Annotated in this window: 13 protein-coding genes; 8 read left to right on the top strand and 5 right to left on the bottom strand. The window is 74.8% G+C overall.

Translation table 11 applies throughout. From position 1 onward, the window contains the following. The 3 genes from ACH47X_RS18890 to ACH47X_RS18880 all read left to right on the top strand — a co-directional run bounded on the left by ACH47X_RS18890 (nucleotide 1) and on the right by ACH47X_RS18880 (nucleotide 5,863). Nucleotides 1–2,016 (top strand): DUF2264 domain-containing protein, encoded by a 2,016-nt coding sequence (locus ACH47X_RS18890; protein ID WP_397406066.1) that lies wholly within the window; start codon nucleotides 1–3, stop codon nucleotides 2,014–2,016. Beyond that, nucleotides 2,013–3,011: a hydroxyacid dehydrogenase gene (locus ACH47X_RS18885; RefSeq protein ID WP_397406065.1), complete on the top strand. Its 999-nt coding sequence runs from the start codon at nucleotides 2,013–2,015 to the stop codon at nucleotides 3,009–3,011. Before ACH47X_RS18890 ends, ACH47X_RS18885 begins: the two co-directional genes overlap by 4 nt. A gap of 125 nt (nucleotides 3,012–3,136) precedes the next feature. Next, the gene (locus ACH47X_RS18880; RefSeq protein WP_397406064.1) at nucleotides 3,137–5,863 is read left to right on the top strand and encodes an exo-rhamnogalacturonan lyase family protein; all 2,727 of its coding nucleotides are present in this window, start codon (nucleotides 3,137–3,139) and stop codon (nucleotides 5,861–5,863) included. 7 nt (nucleotides 5,864–5,870) lie between these two features. Here ACH47X_RS18880 and ACH47X_RS18875 read toward each other — a convergent pair whose 3' ends face one another. The 3 genes from ACH47X_RS18875 to ACH47X_RS18865 all read right to left on the bottom strand — a co-directional run bounded on the left by ACH47X_RS18875 (nucleotide 5,871) and on the right by ACH47X_RS18865 (nucleotide 7,975). Then, nucleotides 5,871–6,368 (bottom strand): hypothetical protein, encoded by a 498-nt coding sequence (locus tag ACH47X_RS18875; RefSeq protein ID WP_397406063.1) that lies wholly within the window; start codon nucleotides 6,366–6,368, stop codon nucleotides 5,871–5,873. Between the two features lie 75 nt (nucleotides 6,369–6,443). Next, on the bottom strand, nucleotides 6,444–7,421 hold the full coding sequence (locus ACH47X_RS18870; RefSeq protein ID WP_397406062.1) for a universal stress protein: 978 nt from the start codon (nucleotides 7,419–7,421) through the stop codon (nucleotides 6,444–6,446). Continuing rightward, nucleotides 7,418–7,975 (bottom strand): flavodoxin family protein, encoded by a 558-nt coding sequence (locus ACH47X_RS18865; RefSeq protein WP_397406061.1) that lies wholly within the window; start codon nucleotides 7,973–7,975, stop codon nucleotides 7,418–7,420. Before ACH47X_RS18865 ends, ACH47X_RS18870 begins: the two co-directional genes overlap by 4 nt. Before the next feature lie 132 nt (nucleotides 7,976–8,107). Between ACH47X_RS18865 and ACH47X_RS18860 the strand changes: the two genes are divergently transcribed. Continuing rightward, nucleotides 8,108–9,067 (top strand): Acg family FMN-binding oxidoreductase, encoded by a 960-nt coding sequence (locus ACH47X_RS18860; RefSeq protein WP_397406060.1) that lies wholly within the window; start codon nucleotides 8,108–8,110, stop codon nucleotides 9,065–9,067. Between the two features lie 62 nt (nucleotides 9,068–9,129). On the opposite strand, the gene ACH47X_RS18855 is transcribed toward ACH47X_RS18860, so the two are convergent. Continuing rightward, entirely contained in the window at nucleotides 9,130–9,954 is an 825-nt protein-coding gene (locus tag ACH47X_RS18855) for an alpha/beta fold hydrolase (RefSeq protein WP_397406059.1), read from the bottom strand. A 166-nt stretch (nucleotides 9,955–10,120) separates the two neighbouring features. After that, on the bottom strand, nucleotides 10,121–10,507 hold the full coding sequence (locus ACH47X_RS18850) for a VOC family protein (RefSeq protein ID WP_397406058.1): 387 nt from the start codon (nucleotides 10,505–10,507) through the stop codon (nucleotides 10,121–10,123). A 111-nt stretch (nucleotides 10,508–10,618) separates the two neighbouring features. On the opposite strand from ACH47X_RS18850, the gene ACH47X_RS18845 reads away from it, so the two are divergent. The 4 genes from ACH47X_RS18845 (at nucleotide 10,619) to ACH47X_RS18830 (ending at nucleotide 13,915) form a co-directional block, all read left to right on the top strand. Continuing rightward, nucleotides 10,619–11,062 carry an ArsR/SmtB family transcription factor gene (locus ACH47X_RS18845; protein WP_397406057.1) on the top strand — a complete coding sequence of 148 codons (444 nt, stop codon included), beginning with the start codon at nucleotides 10,619–10,621 and terminating at the stop codon, nucleotides 11,060–11,062. Continuing rightward, entirely contained in the window at nucleotides 11,059–12,726 is a 1,668-nt protein-coding gene (locus ACH47X_RS18840) for a SulP family inorganic anion transporter (RefSeq protein WP_397406056.1), read from the top strand. The genes ACH47X_RS18845 and ACH47X_RS18840 overlap by 4 nt, the downstream gene beginning before the upstream one ends. A gap of 57 nt (nucleotides 12,727–12,783) precedes the next feature. Continuing rightward, entirely contained in the window at nucleotides 12,784–13,269 is a 486-nt protein-coding gene (locus ACH47X_RS18835) for a hypothetical protein (protein WP_397406055.1), read from the top strand. 109 nt (nucleotides 13,270–13,378) lie between these two features. Continuing rightward, nucleotides 13,379–13,915: a DUF305 domain-containing protein gene (locus tag ACH47X_RS18830; protein WP_397406054.1), complete on the top strand. Its 537-nt coding sequence runs from the start codon at nucleotides 13,379–13,381 to the stop codon at nucleotides 13,913–13,915. Nucleotides 13,916–14,053: the final 138 nt, after the last annotated feature.

The following is a 14,053-nucleotide window of genomic DNA, read 5'->3' as shown; positions in this document are numbered from 1 at the left end:
GTGACGACCGCACCCACTGCCGGAACACTGCCCGAGACCACCCCACGCTGGAGCCGCGACCGCTGGCTGGCGACCGCCGACGACCTGCTGCGCGCCACCGAGCCGTACGCCTCCCCCGGCCGCGCCCTGCTGCCGCTGCCCGGGCCGGTCAGCGCCTCGGGCGCCTGGAGCGACGGGCTGGAGGGCTTCGCCCGGACGTTTCTGCTGGCGGCCTTCCGGGTACGCGGCCAGGCCGGCGGCGACCCCCACGGCCTGCTGGAGCGGTACGCCGAGGGGCTGCGGAACGGCACCGATCCCACGAGCCCCGAGCGCTGGCCGCGCATCGACGAGCGCCGCCAGGCCGTCGTGGAGGCGGCGTCGGTCGCGGTGGGGCTGGCCGAGACGCGACCCTGGCTGTGGGACCGGCTGGACCACGACGTCCGCGAGCGCGTGGTCGCGTGGCTCGCCGGGGTGGTCGGCACCAGCGGGTACCGCAACAACTGGGTCTGGTTCCAGAACGTGATCGAGGCGTTCCTGGCGTCGGTGGGCGGGCCGTGGGACCAGGCCGACCTGGACCGCAACGAGGAGCTGGCCGAGGGGCTGTACGTGGACGACGGCTGGTACTCGGACGGGCGGGGCCACGACGGGCGGCTCCAGACGTTCGACTGGTACGCCGGGTGGGCGTGGCACCTGTACCCGGTGCTGCACGCGCGCATCGAGGGACGGCCCCTGGCCGAGCGGCACGCGGAGCGGCTGCGGGCCTACCTGGAGCAGGCGCAGCACCTGGTCGGGCCGAACGGTGCCCCGCTGCTGCAGGGCCGGTCGGTCACCTACCGGTTCGCGGTGCTGGCCCCGTTCTGGGCCGGGACGCTCGCGGGGGCGACGCCGTTGTCGCCGGGCGCGACGGGCGCGCTGACGTCGGCGGTGGCGGAGCACTTCTTCGAGCACGGCGCCGTGGACGAGCGCGGCCTGCTGCCGGTCGGGTGGCACGGCCGGTTCGACCGGCTGCGGCAGCTCTACTCGGGCGGGGCGTCGCCGTACTGGGCGAGCAAGGGGTTCGCGGGCCTGCTGCTGCCCCCGGACCACCCGGTGTGGACGGCGCCGGACGACGTGCCCGCGCCCTGGCGACACGAGCACGTGGTGCCGCTGCGCGCGCCGGGGTGGCTGGTCGTGGGGACGCCGTCGGACGGGATCGTGCGGGTGCTCAACCACGGCTCGGACCGGCTGCTGGAGCCGGGGGCGCAGGCGCACGCCGACGACCCCTTCTACCGCCGCGTCGGTTACGCCAACGTGGTCTCGCCGCAGCTCGCGACCGCGGACGTCGCGGCTCCGTCGGACTCGCACGTGGCGCTGCTCGACGGCGCGGGCCGGCCGTCGCACCGCGACGGCATCGAGCGCGTGCACCTGGGCGAGCGGGTCGCCGTCTCGCGGTCGCGCGTGCACTGGCTGGACGTGCCGGGCGCCGGGCCGGACGGTGACCACGCCGGCTGGGCGGCGGCGCGCCGGGGCCCGGTGGTCACCACGGCGAGCGTGGTGCGCGGCCCGCTGGAGGTGCGCCTGGCGTGGTGGACGCCGCCGTCCGCGGCGGGGGTCACCGCCCCGCCGCCGGGGACGGACCTGGACGCCGACGTCGCCTGGCCCGCCGACCCCGGTCCGTGGGTGTTCCGGGTGGGCGGTTGGCCGCTCGCGGCGGGGTCCGACGAGGACCTGGGTGTGGAGGCCGCAGGTGGCACCGTGCGCGTGACCCGGGCCGACGGGACGACGTCGGCGCTGCGAGGGCTGCGCGGGCTGTCCCGGGCGGACGCGGACCGCCGGACCGGCGCCGACCCGCTCGGGGCGGCCTCGGTGGTCCCGTCGCTGACCGGCGCCGCCCCGGCGGATCCGGGCGACGTGGTGGCCGCGCTCGTCGTGCTGACCGGGGACCCCACGGCGGGCCTCGACGCCGTCGAGGCCGTGGTGCCGGTGCCCGCCCGCGGCGTGATCGAGGTGCGCTGGCGGGACGGTGTGGTCGACGTCGTCCCCGGGGGCGTCGCGTGACCCGGCCCCGCGTGCTGTTCGCGCTCCGCGACCCGGCGCTGCTGCCCGACCTGTTCGACGACGCCGCGCTCGCCCGCCTGCGGGCGGCCGCCGACGTCGCCGACGGGGTGCTGACCCCGAGCGCTGCGGAGGATGACGACCTGGCCACCGCCGACATCCTCGTCACCGGCTGGGGCGCGCCGTACCTCGACGAGGCGTTCCTGCGGCGCGCGCCGCGGCTGCGGGCCGTGGTGCACACGGCGGGCACGGTCAAGTCGTTCGTCACGCCCGCGGTCTGGGAGCGGGGCGTCCGCGTCTCGACGGCGGCCGCGGCGAACGCCCGGCCGGTCGCGGAGTACACGCTGGCCATGGTGCTGCTGGCGGGCAAGCGGGTGCTGGAGTCGGCCGCGGCCTACGGCCGGGACCGCACGCTGCGCGGCTGGTCACCGCCGGCACCGCTGGGCAACAACGGGCTGACGGTCGGCGTGGTCGGCGCCTCCCGGATCGGGCGCCAGGTGCTGGGCCTGCTGTCCCCGTTCGACATGGACGCGCTGCTGCACGACCCGTGGGTGGACGCCGCGGCCGCGCGCGCCCTGGGCGCCACCGCCGTGGGCCTGGACGAGCTGCTGGCCCGGTCCGACGTCGTGACGGTGCACGCGCCCGCCCTGCCGGAGACCTACCGGATGATCGGCGCGCGGGAGCTGGCCCGGATGCGCGACGCGACGACGCTGGTCAACACCGCGCGCGGGCAGCTGGTGGACACCGAGGCGCTGACCCGCGAGGTCGTGGCGGGCCGCCTGCGCGCCGTCCTCGACGTGACCGACCCGGAGCCGCTGCCGCGCGACCATCCCCTGTTCGACGCACCCGGGGCGCTGCTGACTCCGCATGTGGCGGGCTCGCTGGGCAACGAGCTGCGGCGGCTCGGCGCGTCCGCCGTCGCGGAGGTGGAACGGCTCGCCGCGGGCCAGGACCTGTTGCACGAGGTGCTGCCCGACCAGCTCGCCACGACGGCCTGAGCCCCGGGCGGAGCCCGAGCGCCTGACCGCATTTGTCCGTTCGTCCGCGGTCCGCGGGCCGCCGACCCAGGATGTCTGACGCCCGACGACGGGCGACCTCACTTCGCGCGAAGGAGCTGAACATCGTGGTTCACATCAGTCGGCGTACCGTCCTGACCTCGGCGCTGGCCGCGGGCGCGGGCGCGGCCCTCGGGCCGCGCCTCGCCACGGCGCACGCGGCCCAGGGCGTCCCCACCCTGGTCCCGGCCGGGCACGGCCCGGTCGACCTGCACTGGCTGGAGGGCGGCTCCCCCGCCGCCCTGGCCGCGGGCACCACCTGGGGCGTGCCCTGGCCGCGGGGCGCGTTCGCCCCCGACCAGCAGCTCGCGCTCACGACCGCGGCCGGCGATCCGGTGCCGGTGCAGACCTGGCCCACGGGCTGGTGGCCGGACGGCAGCGTGAAGTGGACCGCCCACGCCGTCAGCGCTGACGCGCCGCGGGCCGAGTCGTACCGGCTGGCCGCCGGCCGGCCGAGCGCGCCCGGCAAGCGGCTCACGGTCCGGGAGACCCCGGGCGAGATCGTCGTCGACACCGGCACGGTCCAGGTGGTCTTCGCCCGCAACGGCAGCCAGGTGGTCCGCGCGATCCGCCGCGGCGGGCAGGACGTGGCGCGCAACGGCCGGCTCGTCGTCTCGCGGCAGGACGTGCCGGACACCGACCGTGGCGGCAGCGTGCGGCACGAGTCGTTCGCCGGCGCCGTCGACCGCGTGACCGTCGAGCAGTCCGGGCCCGTGCGCGCCGTCGTCAAGGTCGAGGGCCGGCACCGCAAGGGCCAGCGCGCGTGGCTCCCGTTCGTGCTGCGGTTCTACCTGTACGCGGGTTCGGACGGCGTCCGCGTGGTGCACACCTTCGTGTTCGACGGCGACGAGAACCGCGACTTCATCACCGGCATCGGCGTGACGTTCTCGGTGCCGATGCGCGGCGCGTCCTACGACCGCCACGTGCGGTTCGCGGGGGCGGACGGCGGCGTGCTGTCCGAGGCCGTGCGGAGTGTCACCGGCCTGCGCCGGGACCCCGGAGCCGCCGTCCGCGCGGCCCAGGTCGAGGGCCGTGCCCTGCCCGACCCGGCCACGTGGGACCAGCGCGTCACCTCCCGCCTGCACTGGGTCCCCGAGTGGGGCGACTACAGCCTGTCCCAGCTCACGGCGCACGGGTTCGAGATCCGCAAGCGCACCGGCCCGGGCCACTCGTGGATCCGGGTCGACGGCGGCACCCGCGCCGCGGGGCTCGGGTACGTCGGCACGCCGTCGGGCGGCCTGGCCTTCGGCATGCGTGACTTCTGGCAGCTGCACCCCACCGAGCTGGAGGTCACGGGCGCCGCGACCGACGAGGCCGAGGCGACGGTCTGGCTGTGGTCGCCGCGGGCCGAGGCCATGGACCTGCGGTTCTACCACGACGGCCTGGGCCAGGACTCCTACCCCGAGCAGCTCGACGCCCTCGAGATCACCTACGAGGACTACGAGCCCGAGTTCGGCACGCCCTACGGCGTGGCTCGCACCACCGAGCTGATGTTCTGGGCGCTGGCCGCCACGCCGACCGCCGATCGCTTCACCGAGCTGGCCGCCGCGAGCGCCACGCCGCCGCTCCTGGTCACCGGGCCGGGGCACGTGCACTCGGCCGGGGTGTTCGGGTCGTGGGCGCCGGCGGACCGGTCGACCCCGGCGCGGGCGGCGATCGAGGACAACCTGGACCGGATGCACGCCTACTACGTGGACCAGGTGGACCAGCGGTCCTGGTACGGGTTCTGGGACCACGGCGACGTGATGCACGAGTACGACGGCGACCGGCACCAGTGGCGGTACGACGTGGGCGGGTACGCGTGGGACAACTCGGAGCTGTCCACGGACCTGTGGCTCTGGTACCACTACCTGCGCACGGGCGACGCGACGGCGTTCCGGCTCGCCGAGGCGATGACCCGGCACACGGGCGAGGTGGACCAGTACCATCTGGGCACGTGGAAGGGGCTGGGCACGCGGCACGGCGTGATGCACTGGGGTGACAGCGCCAAGCAGGTGCGCATCTCGAACGCGAGCTACCGGCGGTTCTACTACTTCCTGACGGCCGACGAGCGGGTGGGCGACACCCTGCACGAGCTCGTGGACTCCGACCGGACGTTCCTCGTGCTCGACCCGGGCCGAAAGATCAACGGCGGCGGCCCGTTCGACCCTGACCCCTCCGCGCTCGGCGTGGGGCAGACCACCGACTGGGGTGCCCTGGCGGGTGCGTGGCTCACCGAGTGGGAGCGGAACGGCGACCCGATCGCGCGGACCAAGCTGCTCAACGGCGCGCGGTCCATCGCGGCGCTGCCGAACCACTGGGTGCAGGGGTCGGTGCGCTACGACCTGGCCGACGGCACGTTCACGACACCGGCGGGACCGTCGGTGTCGATCGGCAGCCTGAGCAGCGTGTTCGGGCTCATCGAGGTGATGACGGAGCTGATCGACCTGGTCGACGAGCCGGAGGTCGAGGCGGCGTGGGTCGAGTTCTGCCGCCTCTACAACGGCACCGCCGCCGAGCAGGTGGCGGCCACGGGCGCGTCGTGGGGCAGCCTCAACCTGCGGCAGTCCTACTCGCGTGCCACCGCCTACGCGGCGGCACGCCTGGACGACCCCGCGCTGGCGCGCCGGGCCTGGACCGAGTTCCGCACCGGCCACGCCGGGTACCCGGCCGGCCACTCCTTCGAGACGGTCCGCGTCGAGCCGCCGCTGGTGCTCAACGCGGTGGACGAGGGACGGTTCTCGACCAACGCCAGCGCGCAGTACGGCCTGGCGGCCATCCAGTGCCTGGCGCTGGTCGGAGAGGAGCTGTCATGAGGTGTCGCTACCTGCTGTCCTTCTTGCCCTGCCGGCGCGCGCCCTGGGCCCGGGACGAGGCATCCCGCTTGAGGCCGCCGGTGGTCTTCTCGTACTCGCGGTCCCGACCAGGGCCCACCTTGCCGCCCTGCGGGTGGTCGGCGATCTCCGGCCCGGACGACTTGCCCGACCGCGCCCGGGCCAACCGCTCCTCCTTGAGGGCCTCGGCCTGGAGGTGCGCGACGTGCGCCAGCCGCCCGCTGACGATCGCCAGCGCCTCCTCGAACGCGGCGGCGCGCCACCGGGCCTTGCCGCCCTTGGGCGCGGCCTTGCCCCGGCCGCCGGCGGCCTTCACGTCCAGCGCCGCCTTGCGCCGGTAGTTCTTGACGTGCTTGTTGCGTGCCCGGCGCACCCGCCGGTGCAGGTCGAGCAGCTCGTCCTCGTCGAGCGCCTTGAGCCGTTCGGGTTCGAGCTCGCGCACCAGCGCGAGCTCGTCGTCCTTGAGCACCCACAGGTAGTCGTCCATCGCTGACCGTCCTTAGCGCCGGGTCCTGGGCTGCTCCCACCTTCGCAGGTCTGGCCCGGCCCGGCGCGGCGGGCGTCAGTTCCTCAGGGTCTCGCCCGCGTTCTCCAGGACGAGCGGCATGTTCTCGGCCGTCCGACGCAGCGGGAGCACCTCGACAGGGGTGTCGCACACCGTGAGGATCGCGCGCGGTACCCGGCCCAGGCGGGCCGGGTGCCGCATCCCGCGGTGGTGGCGCGCGACCATCAGCACGTCGGCGTCCGCGGCCGCGGCGACCAGCACCTCGTCCGGGCGCCCGGGGAGCACGGCCGTCTCGACGGGCACGGTCGGGTGGGCCGCGGACCGCTCGCCCACGACCTGCTCCAGCAGCCGGGTGGCGACCGCGACCGAGTCGTCGGCGTAGGCGTCCGCGACGCCCAGGTCCGCGGCGAGGTCCGGGACCTCCACGGCGTGCACCACCCGCACCGCGGCGTGCCGTGCGGCCGCCGTGGACAGCGCGTGGCTGAGCAGCTCGCCGGCGCTGGTGAACGTCTTGATGCCCACCACGATGCGGCCGAGCCTGGTCTCCTGCCAGCGTGCGGGGACCACGGTCACCGGCAGGTCCACCCGCCCGACCACCTCGGCGGTCGTCGCCCGCGCGACGAGCCGCTCGGCGCCGCGCCGGGTCTCGCGGCCGAGCACCATCAGGTCACCGGAGGACGACGCCGTCACCAGCTGCGCCACGCGCGGGCCCAGCGCGAGGACCGGCTCGATCTCGAGGTCCGGGGCGGCAGCACGGGCCCGGGCTACCTCACGGTTCACGATGCCGCGGCCCGTGCGCTCCAGGTAGTCGACGTCGCCCGCCTCGGCGGGCCACAGCCCGCTCTCGGGCAGCGGCGCCGGCACCACGTGCACCATGCGCATGCCGCTGCCACGCAGCCGGGCCTCGTTGATCGCATACCGGACGGCGCCCGCGCTGCGGTCGCTCCCGTCGACGGCGACGACGACGGGGGCAGGCCGCCGACCCCCGTCCATGGGCATCGCCGCCTCGCTGGGCCGGGCCACCGGGCTGGTCACGGGATCCTCCGGGTCGGCCGGTGCTGCACGACCTCGGCGCCGACCGTCTTGCCCCAGGCGTGGGCGCGGTCGAGCTCACCGTCCGCCAGCGGGCCGGTGACGTCGGCGACGCGGAAGCTGGCGGGCGCCGCGACCAGGGCGTAGCCCAGCCGGTCCAGCCGCCGCCCGGCCGCCCGTGCCGCGGAACCCGTCAGGCGGGACGTGGTGCGCGTGTCGAACGCCGCGGCCGCCGTCGGCGTGCACACGCCCGGCAGCCCGCCGAGCCACTCCCGGATGCCCTCGTCGCGGGAGATGACGGCTGTGCCCCGGCCCGCGGCGTCGCGCCGCGTCGAGGGCCAGGACATGCTGAAGGCATGGGTCGGCCCGCCCACGACCAGCAGGCTGACGTCGGCCGGGACCGTGCGGGGCGCGGCCCCGACCTCGACGACGTCGGCGTGCATCGACGCCTCGATCCCTTCCGCGACCGCCCGCGCCACCGCCTGCGTGTTTCCGAACATCGACTCGTAGACCACCAGCGCACGCATCGTCATCAGCTCCTCGTTTCCTGTCTCCACGCTCCGTTCCGGGGCCTGCCGCCCGGCAGGGCCGTCCGGCCCCGGTCACCGGGACCTTTGGCCCGTGCCCCGGCGGGCGCTCGCGCGAAGACTGGGCGGGACGGTGCAGCACGACCGACGGGAGCAGCGGACATGGACGTCGTCGACGCACGGGTGGAGCGGATCCTGCGGGCCGCCGCGAGCGCCCCGAGCGTGTACAACACGCAGCCGTGGAAGGTGAGCTTCGCCGGTCGCACGATGTCCCTCCGGGCCGACCCGGCCCGGCAGCTGCGGCACTGCGACCCGCACGGCCGGGAGATGCTGATCAGCTGCGGGGCGTTCCTGTTCAACGCCCGGACCGCGGCGCGGCGCGAGTCGCTGACCGCTGTCGTCCGGCTGCTGCCGGACCCGCACGACGAGCTGCTGGTGGCGCAGGTGGACCTGGAGCCGGGTCCGATCCCGAACACGGACGAGCTGGAGCTGTCGGTGGCGATCGCGCGGCGCACCACGTCGCGGGTGCCGTTCGACGACCAGCCGCTGTTCACGGACGTGCTGCTGTCCATCCAGCAGGCCGCCCGGGAGGAGAACGCGGACCTGCGGCCGATCCAGCCCTCGGAGCCGGTGCGCGACGAGGTCCTGGGGCTGGTGCGGCGGGCGGAGTCGCTCGCCGCCGAGGACCCGGTGGCCCGGGACGAGGAGCTGGCGTGGACGGCCACGGACCGGGACCGCGCGGACGGCATACCGCGCGACCTGCTGGGCCCCGCGCCTGACGACGACGGCGCGCCGGTGCGGCGGTTCCTCGCCAGCACGGGCACGGTCCCGTTCGAGCAGCGGACGACGATGGCGCTGCTGTCCACGCCGGGCGACTCCCCGCGGGACTGGATCACGGCGGGCCAGGCGCTGGAGCATGCGCTGCTGGTCGCGACCACCTACTTCGTGCACGCGTCGTTCGCGACCACCGTGCTGGAGAACCCGACGACGCGGCACGACCTGCGCCGGGCGCTGGGGATGGACGCGGCGCCGCAGATGCTGATGAGGCTCGGGTACAGCTCGGTGCCCCTGCGGACACCCCGACGGACCACGGAGCAGCTCACCGCGCCGCGCGACGGATGACGCGGGCCCGTGGGGGCGTCACCCGTCGCGGCACGGTCGGCTGCTGGTGGGGTCTGCCGGCGTCAGGAGCGGATGAACTCCAGCAGGTCGGCGTTGATGACGTCGGCGTGCGTGGTCGGCATGCCGTGCGGGAAGCCCTGGTAGGTCTTCAACGTGCCGTTCTGCAACAGCTCGGCCGACAATGGGCCGGCGTCGGCGTAGGGCACGATCTGGTCGTCGTCGCCGTGCATGACCAGCACCGGGACCGTGATCTTGCGCAGGTCCTCGGTGAAGTCCGTCTCCGAGAACGCCTTGATGCCGTCGTAGTGCGCCTTGGCACCACCCGTCATACCCTGCCGCCACCAGTTACGCACCAACGGCTCACGGGTCTCCACACCCGGCCGGTTGAACCCGTAGAACGGGCCCGAGGCCAGCGCGACGTAGAACTCCGAACGGTTCGCCGCGAGCTGGGCCCGCAGGTCGTCGAACACGCTCAAAGGCAGGCCGCCAGGGTTGGCGTCGGTCTGCAGCATCAGCGGCGGCACCGCGGACATGATCGCGGCCTTGGCCACCCGGGACTCACCGTGCCGCGCGATGTAGTGGACCACCTCGCCACCACCGGTGGAGTGGCCGATGTGCACGGCGTCACGCAGGTCCAGGTGAGCGGTCACCGCGGCCAGGTCGTCCGCGTAATGGTCCATGTCATGCCCGTCGCCCACCTGGGACGACCGGCCGTGACCGCGCCGGTCGTGGGCGATGACACGGTAGCCCTGCTGCAGGAAGAACAGCATCTGCGTGTCCCAGTCGTCCGCCGACAGCGGCCAACCGTGGCTGAACACGATCGGCTGCCCCGTCCCCCAGTCCTTGTAGAAGATCTCGATGCCCTCGTCAGTCACAATCTTCGGCACGTTGTCGCTCCGTTCGCTGGTGCTGGGGCCCGGCTGCCCGAGCCGTCCTGCCAGCATCCATCGACCGGGCTGCGCGCGCAGGCCAGGATCGGCCCCACGACTGACTTTCCCGGGTGATATCGGAGCTCACCGGGGCGGAGCGAGGATCAGCAGGCGCCGGTCCGGCTCAGTCCTGGATCAGGCCGATGACGTTGCCGGCCGGGTCGGCGATCCAGCCGATGGTCGGGCCCTGGGCGGGGTCGGAGCTGCGGGCCACGCCGTGCTCGTCCTGCTCGAAGCCCGGGTACCGCAGCAGGCTCACCCCAGCGGCCTCGAGCTCGGCCACCGCGGCGTCGATGTCCGGCACCACGAGGTTCAGCACCGTGTACGACGCCGGGGCGTGCGCCTCGCCCTTGGGGTAGACGAACACGGTCGAGCCCTCGGTCAGCTCGATCTCCAGGCCGCCCATGTCGTTGGCCCGGGCGGGCAGGCCGAGGGTGTCGCGGTAGAAGCGGAGCGCCGTCTCGGCGTCGTCCACGGAGAAGCCGCTGAAGCTGCGGAGCGTGGTGACCATGGTGGGTTCCTCTCGTCGGACCGGTTCGCAGGGCTGACGGCGACGGCGGGCGGAACTCATCGCCCCGCCCGACGCGGCGGAGTGGTTTGAGCAAATGCTAAATTCAGTGCCGTGGACACGCAGCCCCTCTACGCGATCAAGGCGGAGCTCTTCAAGAGCCTGGCCCACCCGGTACGCATCCAGGTGCTGGAGGTGCTCGCGGCCGACGCCGATCTCACCGCGCCGGTCTCCCGCCTGCAGACCGTGACCGGGTCCGAGCCGTCGGCGCTCTCCCAGCACCTGGCCGTCCTCAAGCGGGCGGGCGTGGTCGAGGCGACCCGATCGGGCAACGCCGTGCACTACCGGCTGACCGAGCCGCTCGTGGCCGAGCTGCTCGTCGTCGCGCGCGCGTTCCTGCTGCACCGCCTCGCGGGCCGGGACGCCGACGCCGACCGCCTCGCCGCCGCCCGGCGGCTCCCCGCCCTGCCCGGCGCGAGCGCCCGGGCGGTGCTGGAGGCGGCACTGGCTCGGACGACGCCGGCCGAGACCGCACCGGCCGAGGCGGCCCGGCCGTGACGGTCCGCGACCTCCTCCCCCACCGCGACGACTACGACCTGCGGCCCCGGTCCCTCGGCGCGGACCTGCTCGCGGGACTGACCGTCGGCGTCGTGGCGCTGCCGCTGGCGCTCGCGTTCGGCGTGAGCTCCGGCACCGGGCCCGCGGCAGGCCTGGTCACCGCGGTGGTCGCGGGCGTCGTCGCGGCGGTGCTCGGCGGCTCGCGGTTCCAGGTCTCGGGACCGACCGGCGCGATGGCAGTGGTCCTGGCCCCTGTCGTCGCCGAGCACGGGCTCGCCTCGGTCGCCCTGGTCACCGTGCTGGGCGGCACGATCGTGCTGCTGGCCGGGGTGCTGCGGCTGGGCCGCGTGGTCACGTTCATCCCGTGGCCGGTGGTCGAGGGCTTCACCCTCGGGATCGCCGCGATCATCTTCCTGCAGCAGGTCCCCGCCGCCGTCGGACAGCGCTCCCCGGCCGGGGAGAACCCGCTGGTCGCCGCCGTCGGTGCGGTCGGGAACCTCGCCCCGGACACGAGCACGCTGTGGGCGCTCGCGATCGTGGTGCTGGTCGCGGCCGTGCTGGTGCTGCTGCCGCGCCTGCATGCCGCGATCCCGGCCTCACTCGTGGCGGTCGCGCTCGCCACCGTGCTGGCCGAGGCGACCGGCGCGCCCGTGGCCCGCATCGGCACCCTGCCCGACACCCTCCCGGCCCCGGTTCTTCCGGGGTTCGACGGCGCGGTGGCCGGCGACCTGCTGGGCGCGGCGGTGGCGGTGGCGGCGCTGGCCGCGATCGAGTCGCTGCTGTCGGCGCGGGTGGCGGCCACCATGTCTCCCGGCTCGGTGTACCACCCGGACCGTGAGCTCGTGGGGCAGGGCCTGGCCTCGCTGGCGTCGGGGCTGTTCGGCGGCATGCCCGCCACGGGAGCCATCGCGCGGACGGCCGTCAACGTGCGCTCCGGTGCCCGCACCCGCCTGGCCGCCGTCGTGCACGCACTGGTGATCCTCGCGGTCATCTACCTGGCCACCGGGCCCGTGGGGCGCGTCCCGCTGGCTGCCCTGGCGGGCGTGCTCATGGTGACGGCGTTCCGGATGATCGGCGCGGGCACCGTCCGCGCCGTGCTGCGCTCCACGCGCTCCGACGCCGTCACGTTCGTGGTGACCGCCGTCATCACCGTCGCGTTCGACCTCGTCGAAGCCGTGCAGATCGGGCTGGTCGTCGCGGCGTTCTTCGCGCTGCGCCGGGTGGCGCGCGCGTCGTCCGTGCACCGCGAGCCGCTGCCGGGCGCCGCGCGCGAGGGCGACGAGCGCATCGCGCTGTTCCGGCTGGACGGCGCCATGTTCTTCGGGGCCGCCGACCGAATCCTCGGCGAGGTCACCGACGCCTCGGTGCGCGCCGACGTGCTGGTGGTCGTCCTGCGGCTCTCACAGCTCGGCATGGTCGACGCCACCGGCGCCCGGGCCCTGGCCGAGCTGGTCACCGCCCTGGAGCAGCGGGGCATGACGGTACTGGTCAAGGGCGTGCAGACCCGGCACCAGAAGCTCCTGACGACCGTCGGCGTGCTGGCGGGGCTGCGGCACGAGAACCACGTGTTCGCCACGCTGGACGACGCCGTCGCGCACGCCCGCTCGCACGTCGGACGCGCGGCGCAGGGCGTCGACGTGCCCCAGCTCGACGGACGGCGCTGAGCCGCGCCCGGCGGGTGTCGCGTCGTCGACGCGCCGCGATCCGGTAGCCTCCGTGCCGTGCGCGTGATCTCGCTCCTTCGTTCGGCCTTCGCCGGTCCCCACCGGGGTCCCGTCGGGGCGCTGGCGATCCTGACGGTCATCGTCGGCGTGGTCACGATGCACTCGATGAGCGGGTCGCCGACGTCGCACGGGCACGCCGTGCCGCACGAGACCTCCGTGGTCGCCGTCGAACGAGCCGGCACCGCGCAGGCGGCCACCGGCCCGGTCACGACCTCGGGCCCGGTACAGGCCCAGATCCAGCCCCAGGCGCCGGACGGCCACGCCGACGACGAGGGCTCCTGCTGCGACGGCTGCGGCGGGCACGACGCCGCCATGGCGATGTGCCTGATGATCCTCGTCGCACTGCTGGGCCTCGTGGCCCCCGTACGGCGCCTCCTGTGGCGTGCCCCGCTGGAGCTCGCGATGTCCCTGACGCCGGCGCTCGCCGTCGTCCGCGACCTCGCCGCGCCCAGCCTGCACGACCTCTGCATCTCCCGGACGTAGACCCGGGCCCGGCGCGCACCGCGCGCCGGCCCCACGAGCGCGACCGTGCCCCAGCGCGGTCGTGCCGATGAGTGCTACCCGAGATCGAAGCAGAAGCAGAGGAAAGACCATGAAGCGCACCCTCATGTCCGCGATCGCCCTGGCCGGGGCCCTGGCCCTGGCAGCGTGCTCAGGTTCCGAGCAGGCCGGCCACAACGACGCGGACGTCATGTTCGCGCAGATGATGATCCCGCACCACGAGCAGGCGATCGAGATGTCGGACGTCGTCCTGGCACGGCCGGACGCCGACCCGCAGGTGGCCGAGCTCGCCACGCAGATCAAGGCGGCGCAGGCGCCCGAGATCGAGGAGCTCGACGGCTGGCTCGACACGTGGGGCGCCGAGCGCACCGCGGAGCACGACGGCCATGCCGGGATGGACGGCATGATGACCGAGGAGGACCTCCAGGCGCTGGGCGCCGCCACCGGCCCCGACGGCGACCGCCTCTTCCTGGAGCAGATGGTGGCGCACCACGAAGGCGCCGTGGAGATGGCGCAGGCCCAGGTGGAGTCGGGCGAGGACGCGGGCGCGGTCGAGATGGCGCAGACCATCGTCGACACGCAGGCAGCCGAGATCGAGACGATGAAGCAGCTCCTCGCCTCGATGTGACCGACCGGTGGTGGGGGGGGCCCCGCCCGCCCCCCCCCCCCCCCCCCCCCCCCCCCCGCGGGGGGCCCCGCCCCCCCCCCCCCCCCCCCCCCCCCCCCCCAACAAAAACCCACCCCCCCGCGCAACTAGAACAACAAA

It is taken from the genome of Promicromonospora kroppenstedtii, from assembly GCF_044389675.1.
Lineage (GTDB): Bacteria > Actinomycetota > Actinomycetes > Actinomycetales > Cellulomonadaceae > Promicromonospora > Promicromonospora kroppenstedtii.
The sequence above is the reverse complement of the archived record's forward strand: the minus strand, read 5'-3'. Positions and strand labels throughout refer to the sequence as shown.